This is a genomic window from Micromonospora sp. NPDC048935, assembly GCF_043197875.1.
In the GTDB taxonomy this organism is placed as follows: Bacteria; Actinomycetota; Actinomycetes; order Mycobacteriales; family Micromonosporaceae; genus Micromonospora.
Genome location: NZ_JBICTZ010000006.1, coordinates 424,511 through 438,762, shown reverse-complemented (window position 1 = coordinate 438,762; position 14,252 = coordinate 424,511). Strand labels below are relative to the sequence as shown.

General features: G+C 67.7%; 7 protein-coding genes and 2 pseudogenes. 5 read left to right on the top strand and 4 right to left on the bottom strand.

Going from position 1 to position 14,252, the window contains the following annotated elements; genetic code table 11:
• Positions 1-46: 46 nt before the first annotated feature.
• The 5 genes from ACGFIW_RS19570 (at position 47) to ACGFIW_RS19550 (ending at position 11,687) form a co-directional block, all read left to right on the top strand.
• On the top strand, positions 47-2,869 hold the full coding sequence (locus ACGFIW_RS19570) for an AAA family ATPase (RefSeq protein ID WP_393317379.1): 2,823 nt from the start codon (positions 47-49) through the stop codon (positions 2,867-2,869).
• A 482-nt stretch (positions 2,870-3,351) separates the two neighbouring features.
• On the top strand, positions 3,352-4,938 hold the full coding sequence (locus tag ACGFIW_RS19565; RefSeq protein ID WP_393317376.1) for a TIGR02677 family protein: 1,587 nt from the start codon (positions 3,352-3,354) through the stop codon (positions 4,936-4,938).
• Between the two features lies 1 nt (position 4,939).
• Positions 4,940-6,175: a TIGR02678 family protein gene (locus tag ACGFIW_RS19560; RefSeq protein WP_393317373.1), complete on the top strand. Its 1,236-nt coding sequence runs from the start codon at positions 4,940-4,942 to the stop codon at positions 6,173-6,175.
• Positions 6,176-6,192: 17 nt separating this feature from the next.
• A complete protein-coding gene (locus tag ACGFIW_RS19555; protein ID WP_393317370.1) occupies positions 6,193-10,377 on the top strand; it encodes a TIGR02680 family protein in 4,185 nt (1,394 codons plus the stop codon).
• Entirely contained in the window at positions 10,374-11,687 is a 1,314-nt protein-coding gene (locus ACGFIW_RS19550) for a TIGR02679 family protein (RefSeq protein WP_393317368.1), read from the top strand. Before ACGFIW_RS19555 ends, ACGFIW_RS19550 begins: the two co-directional genes overlap by 4 nt.
• An 81-nt stretch (positions 11,688-11,768) precedes the next feature.
• On the opposite strand, the pseudogene ACGFIW_RS19545 reads toward ACGFIW_RS19550, so the two are convergent.
• From ACGFIW_RS19545 to ACGFIW_RS19530, 4 genes and pseudogenes are all read right to left on the bottom strand, one after another.
• Positions 11,769-11,916: pseudogene (locus ACGFIW_RS19545) on the bottom strand (IS256 family transposase); the annotation flags it as partial.
• 987 nt (positions 11,917-12,903) lie between these two features.
• Positions 12,904-13,227 (bottom strand): hypothetical protein, encoded by a 324-nt coding sequence (locus tag ACGFIW_RS19540; protein WP_393317365.1) that lies wholly within the window; start codon positions 13,225-13,227, stop codon positions 12,904-12,906.
• Positions 13,203-13,478: a hypothetical protein gene (locus tag ACGFIW_RS19535; RefSeq protein WP_393317432.1), complete on the bottom strand. Its 276-nt coding sequence runs from the start codon at positions 13,476-13,478 to the stop codon at positions 13,203-13,205. The genes ACGFIW_RS19540 and ACGFIW_RS19535 overlap by 25 nt, the downstream gene beginning before the upstream one ends.
• Positions 13,458-13,880, bottom strand: a pseudogene (locus tag ACGFIW_RS19530) (transposase family protein); the annotation flags it as partial. The pseudogene ACGFIW_RS19530 and the gene ACGFIW_RS19535, both read right to left, overlap by 21 nt.
• Positions 13,881-14,252: the final 372 nt, after the last annotated feature.

Here is a 14,252-nt window from a genome sequence, read left to right as displayed (position 1 = left end):
GGTGTGGGCAACAGTACTTACCGTCGGCCCTTGAAGGGAGACCCGTATGGCCCCGGACCAGTCGCTACTTGACCAGGTTTTCGACCGGTTGGCCGAGGACAACGTCCCCGACGACCTCGTAGATCTCGTGCTCGCCGCGTACGTTGGGGATGGGCAGCTTGCGGCCGTTCTGGGTGGAGATGCCGTCGAACTGCCTGCCCGGGACCCGTCGACGAGACCGCGTCCACAGCCGCTCTACCTCGAGTCGATCTCCGTCGCAGGCTTCCGAGGAGTTGGTCCACAGCAGAGCCTCCGGCTGCAGCCGCACGCGGGGCTCAGCCTCGTCGTGGGTCGAAATGGCTCGGGCAAATCGAGCTACGCGGAAGCCGCCGAGCTGGCCCTGACCGGCGACAGCGTGCGCTGGGCCGACCGCAACAGCGTTTTCAAGGACGGCTGGCGAAATCTGCACTGCGGGTCGCCCTGCGAGATCGAGGTGCTGCTGCGCGCCGATGGAGCCGCGAAACCCATCCGGGTACGCCGCTCGTGGCGCGATGACCACACGCAGGCACACCAGGGCGTCAGCAACATCCTGGCCGGTGACGGCAACCGCTATGAGAAGACGGCCGAGCTGGGATGGCAGCAACCGCTCGAGGTCTACCGGCCGTTCCTCACCGCGAGCGACCTCGCCCGACTCGTCACTTCCACGCCCAGCGGGCTCTTCGACGCGCTGGCCCCGATTCTCGGCATGGACCCGATCCTCGACGCCGACAAGCGGCTGATGCGGATTCGCAAAGATCTCAGTGATCAGATCGCCCTCGTCAGGTCGGCGCGCGACGCGCTCCGTGCCGCGCTCACCGGTGTAGACGACCCACGGGCCCAGACAGCGCTCGCGCTCCTCGCGAAGCGGGCCCCCGACCTCGATGCACTCGACCAGCAACTCGCCGACGCCGGCAGCGACGTCAGCGACCCGGCTGCGGTCGCGGCTCGCCGCCTGGTCGCCGTAGCGCTTCCGGACGTGGCCTACGCCAACGAGGTGTCGAATGAGCTGACGGCTGCGGCAGCACAGGCCGCCGACCTCAGCGCCACCCGGGCCGGCACGGCCGATCAGGCGGCCCAACTGCTCCGCATGGCAGTCGCCTTTCACGACGAGCACGGTGACGGCCCTTGCCCCGTCTGTGGCTCGGGGACACTGGACGCCGACTGGCGCACTCACGCCGGCGAGACTCTCGAGAAGCTTCAGCGCGACGCCGTCGCCGTGGAGGAGGGGCACCGACGGCTTCAGGACGCCCGTGCCCGGGTCGCGAGGCTGCTCGACCTCGACCGGCGGATCAGTACCGACGATTTGGAGGTGTTGGCTGGCGCCCTCGACCAGGCTGACGTGGTGAAGCGGTTCCGTTCACGGGCGGATGAGCTCCGCCCTGCTACCGGCCAGCTTTCAGACGACCAAATCGCCGGAGACCTTCAGGCGACCTATCCGCCGCTGCTCGAGGCGCTGACGGATTTGCAGGAGGCGGCGAGCGCTTGGCTTCGGCACCGCCACGACACCTGGCGTGAGCACGCCGTAGCTCTGGAGGACTGGCTGGTCCGGGCACGGGTCGCCGCCGAGAACGAGGCGAAGCTCAAGCGCGTCAACGCCGCCCGGGACTGGTTGAAGAGCGCGATCAGCGCGCTGCGCGATCAGAGGTTCCAACCGTTTGCTCAGCGGTCCCAGGAGATCTGGGACGAGCTACGTCAGGAGAGCAACGTCGAACTGAGCGGGATGCGCCTCGACGGCACGAACACCCGCCGAAAGATTTCCTTCCCCGCCAAGGTTGACGGCACCACCACCTCCGCCATGGCGGTCATGAGCCAGGGCGAGCTCCAGGCTCTCGGTCTGTCGGTGTTCATGCCTCGTGCCTGCGCCGACGACAGCCCGTTCCGTTTTGTCATCATCGACGACCCGGTCCAGAGCATGGACCCGTCGAAGGTCGACGGCCTGGCGCAGGTGCTGGCCAGCCTGGCGGAGACCCGGCAGGTCGTGGTCTTCACCCACGACAACCGGCTGCCCGAGGCGGTACGCCGGCTGCGCATCGAGGCCACCATCTGGGCGGTCACCCGGCGGGACGAATCGGTAGTGGAAATCCGGAAGAACAGCGACCCTGTCGAGCGGTACCTCAATGACGCCAGCGCGATCCTCAAGGCCGAGGAACTGCCCGATAACGCACGCTACCCCCTGGTTTCCGGGTTCTGCCGCTCGGCTCTTGAGGCCGCCTGTCATGAGCGGATCCGGCGGGAGCGGATCGCGCGCGGCGAACGACACGGCGACGTGGAGGAACTCATCGAGAAGGCGTTGACGCTCAACCAGGTAACCGCACTGGCGCTCTTCGGCGATCTGCACCGCGGTAAGGATGTGCTCGGCCGAATCAACCGTTTCGGTGGTTGGGCCGGTGATGCGTTCCATGCCTGTAAGCAAGGCGTACATGGGCCGGCACCTTCGATCTCGAGGTGCTGGTGCGGGACGCACGCCGACTTGCGGAGCACCTGCGATGACGGCCGGTCAGCTCGTGGCCGTCCCGCAGAACTGGCTGGAGGCTGCCGACCAGCTGCTGTCCAGCGTCGTACGGGGCACGCGCGGCGCCTGGCCACGAGCCTGCGCCTGGCTCCTTCGGCTCGCGCTCGAGGCTGCCATGGACGACTACTGGCGGCGCTGTCACCCGGAGGTCTCGCCGATGCGGGCCCGGTCGCCCCAGTTCCTGATCCTCGACCGCTACGCTGGCCGGTCGATCGCCGCCCGCGCCTGATACGCCTGGTCGGCGCTGTCTCGAGCAGGCCACCACCACTGCTACGAGCTTGGCCTCACTGCAGGGGAACTGCGCCGTCTGCGGGAGATGGTGGCAACGATCATCAGTGACCTCGCTGCGGCACAGGGTGGGCGCGAACGGGGATCCGATGACCAGGATTGACGTGGGACGCACGCGGTGCGTCGATGACCGGAGGCCGCCTGCGGCCGCCAGGTCGGTGGGCGGTGGCGGAGTCCGGGTGCAGTCGCGGCACCAGCGACCTCTCGCTGCCTGCGCCAGAGACTCCACTCAGCACCTGGGGGATTCGTTGCGGACGTGGTCCCGATATCTGAGCCAGATCGCTATGCAGAGCGACATGACCAGGGCGGGATGTGGGGGCGCCTGCGTCAGCGTGTTGGCGCGCTGCGCGGGCCGCAATTGCGGGGCTCCGCGGCGGGCGCTCCGGTTGGGTGGCCGGCGCCTCTTGGTCGACGGCGCCGGAGGAGCATCCCGGTCTACGGTAGCCAATCGAGTACCTTCAGTGGCTGGTCGGGAGTGTCAGAGGCTCACCGTAGTGTTCGCGGGCAGCGACGCGGTGGCATCAGGGAGTGTGATGGGCGACGAGTTTGGCGCTGATGATCGCGTTGGCGTGGGGGACCGTTCAGATCTCGATCGCCTCGATCTGTACCGGTATGCGACCGCGGACGACCCGGCTGTGCGCGGCCAGTACATCGCGATCATGGGATTGTTCGCCGACACCCTGCTCACCGACCTGTCGGCCGCCGAGGTTGCCGCGCAACTCGCTGAACGGGGAATCGGCCTCGCTCTTGACGACGTGGAGACCAGGTGCCGGCAGCTGGAGGGGTGGGGCAACCTTGTTCGGTCGGTACGCGACAGCCGGGTAGCTACGGTTGCCGATTTTCTACGGTCTCGTTCTCGATTTCAGGTATCCAAGCTGGGTGGCCGGGTACACCGCCAGGTCGCGGACCTGCTGCGTGCCACGACCGGAGTGCGGGAGGTCGCTCGTGAGCTCCTCGGCGGCATGGCGGAGACGCTCGACCGCATCCAGACCCGGCTTTCTGACGCGCCCGGATCTGTGGATGCCGAATCACTCGCCGCCGACGTCACCACTTTGTTCACCAGCCAGCAGTTGTTCACCGACAGCGTCCGCGACTTCTACGCCTACCTACATCAGGTCCTCTCCCGTTATGACCTGGTCGGCGACGAATATGCGGCGTTCAAGGAACTCCTCCTGTCGTACGTCGATCTGATCACTGCGGACGTGGCGCGGCACTCACCGGCGGTCGCAGCTCGCGCGGCAGCCCTGGTCGACCACCTCGACGCACTGCTCGGAGTCCTCGCGACGCTTCCGATGATGACTAGCCCGGATGGCTCGCCGGCCGAGCGGCTACCCGGCCGGACCCGGGCCGACTGGGAAGAGTTCGCCGCCTGGTACGGCGGGCACGACGGCCGATCCGGCCCGCAGCAGCTGCGCGCCGCAGCCGAACAGGCCCTCGGTCAACTGCTGGCCAATGCCAAACGAATGCTGGCGGCCGCAGGCACTGGTGTGTCGCGCCGCGGAGATCTACTGCGACTGGCTCGTTGGTTCGCCGATGCCGACACCACTGCGGAGACAGAGAAAGCCCATCGGCTGTTCGCCGCGGCGTTCGGTGTCTATCCTGCCCGGCATTTGCTGCTCGGCCCGGACGAGGTCAGCCCGCGTGCCAGCGCCTCGACTTCGTGGTGGGACGCCGACCCGGTCGACGTGCCGGTGTCGCTGCGCGAGCGAGGCGATCGCGCAGCCCGAGGGAGGACCGCCCGGGTTCCCGACGTGGCGATGGAACGCGAGATCCAGCTCGCCGAGGCACGCGCCGAGCGTGAGCGCGATGAGGCCGCAGCGGCGGAACTCATCGCAGCCGGCGTCCTTGACCGGGTGCGGATCGCGCCCGCAGCCCGCGACATGGCCCTCGACAGGCTTGGCGAGCTGCTCGCCATGGGCCAGGACGACAGCGACGCGCTCGAATGGGCCGACACCGACCTCGGATTCATCCTGCACGCGCGACGCGCACCCGCCCGGTCCAGCGTGATACACGCCCTCGACGGCGATCTGACGATCGACGGCCTGATCCTCGAGGTCACCGCCATCGACAGCGTCGCATCGGGAAGCGCTCCCGGTGCGGCAACCGGAACGGACGGCTGAAGTGGCGGTATCGATTGTTGCCCATGAGGTCACCCAACGCAGAGACGCCGCACGGGCGCTACTGCGCACACCGCTGCTGACCGCGGCAACCGACCCGGACGCCCTCGCGCTGATTCGCCACCACGCCGCAGCGCTCAAGAGCAGCTTTGCGACCGCGCTTGGCTACATCCTGGTCGTTGAGCCGACTTTCGCCCGCCTCGTCAAGGCTCCGCTACCGGCCGCGGCACCTGTCCGGCCGGCCCGCCGCAACAGCGGCGGAGAGTTCACGGCTCGCACCTACACATACCTGGCATTGATATGTGCCGCGGTACTCGCCCCCGACACGGGCGAGCAGGTGCTCGCCTCTGCCTTGGTCGAACAGCTGCGCGCGGACGCCGCCACGGTGGGCATCGACCTCGACGACTCACGCATCGAACAACGGCATCTCGTCGCCGCGCTACGCCAGTTGATCGCCTGGGGCGTGATCGAGGAGACGGACGGCAGCATCAGCGGCTGGGGAGAGCGTCAGGAAGAAGCCCTGTTGACCGTTCATCGGCAGATGCTTCCGCACTTGCTGGCTCGGCCTCTTGCCGCGCTTGACGGCCCAGAGGCGCTGGTCACATCGAGCCCCGATGTGACGGAGCAACCTCGACGCAGCCTGCGCCGCAAATTGGTTGAGAACCCCCTGGTGCGCCGTGAAGATCTCACCGACGCCGAGCGTGACGTGTTGTCTCGGGAACGCACTGACCTGACCCGCACGCTCGACGACCTGTTTGGCCTGGTGCTCGAGGTCCGCGCCGAGGGAGCACTCGCCTACGACCCCGACCGGCACCTGTCCGATGTCGAATTCCCCGGTCCCGGCAAGGTGAAGCAGGCCGCGCTGTTACTTGTTGACGAGCTACTGCGGGTCCACAAGCCGACCGCAGGCAAGACCGCAGAACTGCACGGCCGCCAGGTACCCGGGTTGCTGTGCCCGTGGCCGCAGGTGACGGAGATTGTCGGAGACCTCGCGGTTCGCCACGAGAAGATGTGGGGCCCAGAGCACGTTTCCCACCCCAGCGTGCTGTGCAGGGATGCCATATCCGTCCTCACCTCGCTCAGCCTCGCCGACCCCACCGAAGACGGCCTGGTCCTGCACCCGGCCGCCGCTCGTCACCGTCCTGACGTGCAGCTCGCGCCCTCCCAGACTCGCGCCCACGAGCGTCTGGAACCCGACGCCCCCGTCGCACCGTCCCTGTTTGACTTGGAGAGTCTGTGACCCCCGCCGCTCCGACCATGGCCGCCGAAGACCTCGACCAAACTCCCCCCAAGCACCACCCGTCGCGATGGCGCATCAACCGTGGCGGCATCGTCAACGTGTGGTACTACTACGACTCCGAGTTCACCTGCTCCGGCGGGCGGATCATTTGGCGCGGCACGAATGGCGCCGGTAAGAGCCGTGCCCTGGAGATGCTTCTCCCTTACCTGCTGGACGCCGATCGACGCAACATCGACGCTTCCGGGGCGAAGAAGGTTCGCCTTGAAGACCTCATGGCTGCTGGCGCAGGTGAAAAGGCTGGCGGTAATCGCGTCGGATACCTGTGGCTGGAACTCATCGGCGAGTCCGATGACTCGGAAACCGAGTACCTTACGCTCGGCGCCTTCATCCGGTTCTCGAAAGCCACCGCCGAGGCGAAACCTTGGTACTTCATCACCCCCCTGCGGGTGGGAGTCGATCTCCACCTGCTGGACGACAGCCGCGAACCGCTATCGCGTGACCGGCTTGCCGAAAAGATCGGCTCTGACCGGGTCACCGACACCGCAGAGACACACCGCGAGCGAGTGCGCACCCAGGTGTTCGCCCTTACCGGTGACTCCGGTCGCGAACGTTACGCCGGATTGCTGCAATTGCTGCACGTACTGCGCAACCCCGACGTCGGCAACCGCATTGAAGCGGGCCTGCTCCCGGCGATCGTCTCTGACGCGCTGCCGCCGCTGTCCGAGGCCGCGTTGGCCGCCGCCGGACAGCAACTCGATGCGCTGTCAGACACACGCGATGCCCAGCAGCGGCTGGAGACGGCGGCCAACGATGTGGGCACCTTCCTGGCGACCTACCGTCGATACGCCGCTGGGGTGCTGCTGGCCGCCAACGACCAAGCGAAAACCACAGCCGCGAGTGCGCGCCGGAGCGCGCGGGACTCAGACGACGCCCACAGCCAATACGAGCATCTGCAGGCGCAGCATAAGCAGACTGCCGACACGCTGAACCAGCTGGCGGACCGTGCCGGTGAACTCGACGCGACGATCCGCGGCATCAAGGCATCCCGTGAGTACACAGACGCCCAGCAGCTCATCGAAACCGAGCGACGTATTGCGGCACTCCACCAGACCGCCGAACGGGCACTGACCAACGCCCGAATATCACGGGACGCCGAAGCCGGCCTGGTCGCCACCTCCGACGAACGCGCCGGTGAAGTGATCGCCGCAGCAAGCGCCGCTGCGCAGACCCTCACCGAAGCGCGTGACCTTCTCACGAAGGCGGGTCTGACCGCCGACCTTCTGCCCGCCGCAGCCACCGCTACTATCGACGACGAACCCTCCACCACCGAAAGCGTCCGCACCGACTGCGATAGCGCGCCCAGCCCGGTCAGGCGTCCCACGCCCAAAACTCTCACCTTCACTCCGGACGAGCCGAGACGGGCAGCCGAAACCGCTCGCCACGTCGCTCGCGCCGCCAAGGACCGAGCCGGTCAGACCCTCAACCGACATGCAACCGCGGTGGCCCTGCGGGACCAGATGCGCAAGGTCGAGGCCGCGGAGGAGCGTGCCGGCGACGCCAGAGACGAAGCGGACATCGCCGCCGAGGAAGCCGGTCAAGCAGCCGTCCGGCGCGACGACGTCGCAGCCAGCCTCGCGGTGAACTGGCGCAGTTGGGTCGCCGACCCCGCCACCGAAGAACTCCTCGGACCAGTCGACTGGCACACAACCGCCCTCGCGGCGGTCCTGGTCGACATCGAGGCCCTCGCCGTTGACGACGGCATGCCGCTCGACGGCTTCGACCGGGCAGCCGACGAGGCCGCCCGGCCGGCCCGGCAGCGGATATCCGACGGCCGCGCCGACCTCAAGCGGCGGAAGAAGGACGTCACCGACCGTCGGGAAGCCCTGCACGCTGAGGCAGCCGACCTCCGCCGGGAACGGGATCCGGAACCGGCACGGGCGCCTTGGCAAACTTCGACTCCCACCGGGTGCGTGCCGCTGTGGCGTGCCGTCGACTTCACGGACCCGAAGCTCAGTGACGACGACAAGGCCGGAATCGAAGGGGCGCTGCACGCCGCCGGACTCCTCACCGCCGACCTCACTCCCGACGGGGCCGTCACCGCCGCCGATGGCCAGATCCTGCTCACCGCTACCGGCCCGACCGTCAACCGACCGCTGAGCACCGTCCTCGCACCGGACCCAACCTGCCCGATCGAGCCCGGACTCTCCGCTGGCGTCCTCGCTCGAATCGCCCTGGACGACCCCAACGCCCCCGTCTGGGTCGCCCGCGACGGCAGCTGGGGCAACGGCCCGCTGACCGGACGCCATCGCGTACCCGCCGCCTCGCACATCGGCGCCCAGGCCCGCGCCGCCGCACGCGCCACGCGCCTCAACGAGATCGCCACCGAACTCGACGCACTGGCTGACATCGACAGCCAACACAAGGCCGAAGGGGACGCGCTGGCCGCTCGGCAACAACAGCTCGACTCCCACCTCGGCACCGCACCCCGCACACGACAGCTGACTCAGGCACGAGCGGACGCTGCCGCCCAGGCCCAGCAGGCCCGCAACACCGCCGCCAAGGCCACGCGTCTGCACGCAGAGGCCGAGCGGATGCGCCGCGATCTCGACGCCCGCCGCCGACAACACGCCGAAATGTGCCGCGCGTCCGGTGTGCCGACCGGCGTCGACGAACTTGCCGCAGCACGGCAAGCCGCCGAATCCGCTGCGGGCTCCTGCACGCGGCTCGCCGACGGCTTCACCCACCTCGGCGAATGCATCGACCGACACATCCGCGGGGTCAGCGAAGTGCAGAAGGCCACAGCAAACCGGATGAAGGCCGAGTCGACCGCTGACGAGGACTGGGCGCTATGGCACCACGAGGCAGTAGAGTTGAGTGCTCTACGCGAAACCATCGGCGCTGACCCCGAAGCGGTCTTCACCCGACTGAAGACCGCCGAAGAGGAAGCCCGCCGGACCAAGCGCACACTCTCAGACACCCGGAAGGTTGAGGGTGAACTGGGACGTCAAGTCGCCGCCGCAGCGGTGACTGCCAAGCACAAGGAGGAGGAGGCCAGCGCTGCGCGGAGGTCATTAGCGGACGAGGTAGCCCGGCTGCACCGTGTCGCCACCCTGCCCGGCATCACCGAAGCCGCCCTGAACCCAGGCCAGTCCCTCCCACACCTGCCGGCCGCAGACCCTGTCTCCATCGACCCGGCGACAGTGGAGACCGCGGCCCGACAACTTGCCGACACCGTCGACCGCAGTGGCCCAACCGTTGACGAAACCGCCGTCGTACGCGCACAACAACGCCTCGAACAGGACCTCACCGGCACATTCGACGTGCAACCCACCGTGACCGACGGAGTTCGGCTGGTCGACCTCGTCGACGCCGCCGGCACCCACACCATCGCCGCCGCACACACCACATTGCAGCGCAAAGTCGACGAAGGCCGGACGGCTCTGTCTGACCGGGAACGTCAAGTGTTCACCAAGTTCATCCTCGACGGTGTCGCCGACGAGCTTCAGCGACGACTGGGCCAAGCGCATAAGCTGATCAAGGCAATGAACGCCAGCCTGCGAGCCATCCACACCTCGCACGGCATCGGCGTCCGGGTGCAGTGGACGCTCAAATCCGACGCCACATCAGCCCTGACCCGGATCAGCGAACTCATCGCCGTTGCCAACGACGTTCGCTCCGAGGCTGACAACGCCGAACTCATCGACCTGCTCAAAGCCCGCGTTGACGGACAGATGAACGTCGACGCAAACGCCGGGTACACCGCTCACCTCAAATCCGCCCTCGACTACCGGTCATGGCACGATGTCGAAGTCATCATCCGCGGCCCCGCGGCAGGACAAGAGCGGCGCATCAGCAAACGGTCGAAGCTCTCACAGGGCGAGACCCGCTTCGTGTCCTACGTGACCCTGTTCGCGGCCGTCGACGCCTACCTCTCCGGCCTGCCCGACACCTCCAGAGCACTACGGCTCATCGTCTTGGACGACGCGTTCGCCAAAGTCGACAACCGCACCATCGGCGTACTGATGGGCCTACTCGTACGCCTCGACATCGACTTCGCCATGACCGGCCACGCCCTCTGGGGCTGCTACCCACAGGTGCCGTCGCTCGACGTGTACGAGGTCCGTCGCCGTGAAGGAAGCGCCGCAATCACCACCCACGTGCACTGGGACGGACACAGTCGGCACCTACGGTCAGTGGCATGACCGAAGCCCCGTTGCCCGACCGCCTGCGCGCCTACCTCGGACACCAGTCACTGACCCCGGTATGGGAACGCGCCCGGCACCGACTGGAACGCAACCGGCTCCAGCTCACCGGAACAATCAGCGTTGACCTCAATGAAGAGGCAGCAACCCGGCTCGGCGGTCTGCTCCGCCGGCCATATGCCGCAGGCCCGGCAAGACTACAGCTGGCAGCACTCGACGAGGCGCTACGCCGCAGCGCCGCCGCAGCCGGCCTCGTCGCTGTCCTCGGCGCCCTCACCGGACCGCTCGTCGACCGTGCCGCTGCCCGCGACCAGAAGGCGGCAGCCTGGTCGCAGGTATGGTCCGCACTCGACACCGGCCTCGCTGCGGCAGGCCTCGCCAACGCGTCATGGGCACCCGCGTTCGCCGGCAGTGTGCGACGCTCCGGGCTGCTCACCCGGGCCGGCGCACCTGCCGCGTACGCCGCAGTCAATACAGCCGTCGCCGTCCTGGCCGAAATCGCCGACGGCACCGTACTTTCGGGAGGCGAGAAGTTGGTCGAATCCCGGTGGGAGCTGGGCGAACTCGCCAGCACAACCACCGGAAACGCGCACGGGCTCGACGACGGCACTCTCACAGCCGCCCTGGTGTTACGCGCAATCGCCGAGGCCGCACGCGAACCCGCACCCACTTCACAGAGCGAGCGCCGCGCTCTCTGGGAAACGGTCGGCGTAACAAAAGATCAGGTATCGGGCACCGTCATGGTCTGGGCGCTGCGCCCGCCAGGTACACAGCGATGGTCGACCATGATGACGGACCGCGCCGACCTCGGGCTGGTCACTCACCTCACCCTGCACGAGCTGCGCGCCATGGCCGACCTTCCTCTCGCCAAACCAGGCCAGCGGGTGTACGCATGCGAGAACCCCCAAGTGCTGCAGGCCGCCATCCGCGCCAGTGCCCCAGAGCCGCTGCTGTGCTTCGCAGGTAACCCCGCCTCGGCCGGCCTCGTACTGCTATCTCGCCTGATCGCAGACGGCGCGACCGTGAACTACCACGGGGACTTCGACTGGCCCGGAGTTCGCATCGCCGCTCGGCTGTTTGCCCGCGGCGCAACGCCGTGGCGGATGGGAGCACACGACTACGTAGACGCAGTAAGCAGTCTGAACGCCAACGCCCGCCTCGCTCTGTCCGGGGCCGGGGCAGCCACACCGTGGGAACCTGGACTCTCTGCGGCAATGGAGCACGAAGGCATTGCCATCCACGAGGAAGCACTTTTGCCCACACTGCTTCCCGACCTCGCCGGGCGTGCCAACTCGCCTGTGCAAAGCTGAACCGCCCGTCAAACAGAGGCAGGCCGCGACGACAGCATGCGATCGGGCCTGTCCCGCTAACGGTATTATCGGCGATCCTGGTTAGTAGGTTTCAGTGACGCGGAAGCGGTCGCTGAAGTGATGGCGAAGGCGTTCAATGCGGTTTCCAGGGCATCGTTCATCGGGTTCTACCTGCTCCAGTGGGGTCCAGGGATCGGGTCACCAGGTACAGACACTTCGACGCGGAGCGCCTCACTCGTCAGAGGAAAACAGTGACTAGCGTCAAGCTACTGCTACCGCGGGACACGAGGTATTCGCCGAAGGTTGCGTGCAGGAACTCCTACGTCTACCGGATCGTTTCTCTTGAATGGCCTGAGCGCGTTGGATGAACGCGTTGGATGAAGAAAAGCGCCCCACCAGCTCCTGACCGGCGGTGAGCGGGCTGTTGAACGCCTCGGTGCGGCCTGGGCGCGATGGGGTGATGCGAGGTCGTCGTCCAGCTCGCGTTCGGCGGCCCACAGCCGCAGGCGGTGAAACATTGCGAAGGCGACCACCGACAGGCGCAGGAGTTCCTGTTCTACCAACCCCGGCAGGGCAGAGTCGGGCCGACCCAGGTGTACCCGTCGCACTTCGCGCTCGGCGAAGGAGGCCAGCAGCCGTTCGTAGAGCTGACCAGCGCCGAGGGCTCCGGACGTCGTCCTGCAGAGCATGGCCAGTGGCGGCGTAGAGGGCGAGCATGAGCAGTAGCAACGGCTGTTCGGCAAGGTCGCGGAAGTGTAGGACCACGTTTGCTGTCAGGGGTTTGACGAGCGGATTGGTCTCGTTCCAGGCGGTCAACCAGCGCTCAATCTGGGCTTCGTCGAATGGCTCGAGGCGTACGGCGAGGGCACCGACGGGCAGGCGGGCGCGGTCCGCGACGGCGATTCTGGTAGTGACAATGACCGCCACCGGGCGGCCCAGTGCTGCCTCCCGCTCCTGGAACCTGGCGACTTGTTGCAGGAGTCGGACTGGTGCAAGCCTGTGGCTTGCAGGAGCTCGTCGGAGCCGTCGAGGAGGATGACCGGCAGGGCGCCGTCAGCGTCGCGGGAAAGCTCTGCCCAAGAGACCGTCTCGCCGGTTGCGAGGCGCAGGGCCCGTTCGACCTGGTCCTGGATCTCGGCTTCGGCAGACACTTCGCGCAGCGCGACCCAGCAGACGAAGAAGTCACCGACAGGCAGGCGGGCAGCGAGGATCCGGGTCAGCGAGGACTTCCCAGCGCCCCGCTGACCGAGCAGCAGCGTCGGAGGGGACAACTCGGCGCGGTGAAGGCTCGGGTCGCGGCCCGAGCCGACCCGCAGCAGCAGCCCTTCGAGGCGTTCCAGGCCCGAGAGGTGGCGCGCGCCTCGAGGCTCTCGGCCCAGAGCGCAAACTCGGGAATCTCCTCGTCGAGGCGGCGATGGATTTCGTCGTAGCGGGCGACGGGCGCAGCGGGTAGCCGCCGTTCAAGCAGTTCAGCCAGTATGCGACGGGCGTGCTCGTCGGCCTGATCCCAGACGGCTAGCCCAGTGAGATGATGGTCCATGCGTGCCGCCTCGTCGGCCAACCAGCTCTACAGAGCGACAGGAGGCCCGCGTACGGAAGGTCGGGCCCTGGCAGGGGGACCGGCGTGTCCAGTAAGCGCTCGACCAGCGTCTCTATAGCTCGGCCGGCGGCGAAGCCAAGCTGGTCCTCCCGGGTCAAGCCAGGCTCGCGAATGCCGGCCGTGGTCAGGCAACTGTCAAGCCACTCGAAGAACGCGATGACCACCAGGACGGCGCTGCGGTAGACGACCATGTCGTTGCGGTCACCCGGCTGCAGGTCCCCCACGGCGATGACCAGGCGGGTGGAGGCGTCGATGGCGACCTGCAGGTTCGTTGAGTACCGGTAGTTCTTGCTCCGGGCCGTCAGCCGGTGATTGCGGGCCGGGATCAGGGTGCCGCTAACGATCGCGATCTGCGCGACCGGCCGCTTCCGCACCGGCGCCAGGGCCAGCAGCGGCGCGAGAGTGTCGATCACCCGATGCGCGGCGGAGTGCGACACCCCGAACAGCGGGCCGATCTGGCGCATCGTCAGGTTCGTGCGCCAGTACGCGGCGACCAACAACACCCGATCGGCGAGGCCAAGGGCCCACTGCGGGCCCGGCCGGCCGTCGGCGATGCCGTCACCGCCACGCTCGGCGACCAGCCGGACCAGCCGCCACTGCGGGGGCCAGCCCGCACACGCCGCCAGCACGGCGAGGGTAGTCCAAGCACGTCGAAGAGTGCACTCCAACCACCTCGGCGTCCCCGCAAATCTCGGCGGCCCCGATGCGAAAGTCGCCGGCAGTGCTGGCCGGGCTCTCAGCGGCCCGGTGGACCGCAACACGGAGTCGATCACCGGAAGGTACTTCCGCACCTGCTCCCGGTCGCTCTCCTTCTCCGCCTCAGTTAGATCGGCGTAGGCGGTCGACATTTACTCGGTCCACCTCGCGACCAGAGCGGCCGGGATGATGAGCGAGCCGTCATCGGCCGGGACGCACTGTGAGTGCAGGTAGCGTTGCCAGTGCGACCAGCGTTCGTGCCTTGTCCG

Coding starts and splice junctions, on each gene's coding strand:
- ACGFIW_RS19570 (WP_393317379.1), top strand. CDS start 47: ATGGCCCCGGACCAGTCGCTACTTGACCAGGTTTTCGACCGGTTGGCC.
- ACGFIW_RS19565 (WP_393317376.1), top strand. CDS start 3,352: ATGGGCGACGAGTTTGGCGCTGATGATCGCGTTGGCGTGGGGGACCGT.
- ACGFIW_RS19555 (WP_393317370.1), top strand. CDS start 6,193: ATGGCCGCCGAAGACCTCGACCAAACTCCCCCCAAGCACCACCCGTCG.
- ACGFIW_RS19550 (WP_393317368.1), top strand. CDS start 10,374: ATGACCGAAGCCCCGTTGCCCGACCGCCTGCGCGCCTACCTCGGACAC.
- ACGFIW_RS19540 (WP_393317365.1), bottom strand. CDS start 13,227: ATGGACCATCATCTCACTGGGCTAGCCGTCTGGGATCAGGCCGACGAG.
- ACGFIW_RS19535 (WP_393317432.1), bottom strand. CDS start 13,478: ATGGTCGTCTACCGCAGCGCCGTCCTGGTGGTCATCGCGTTCTTCGAG.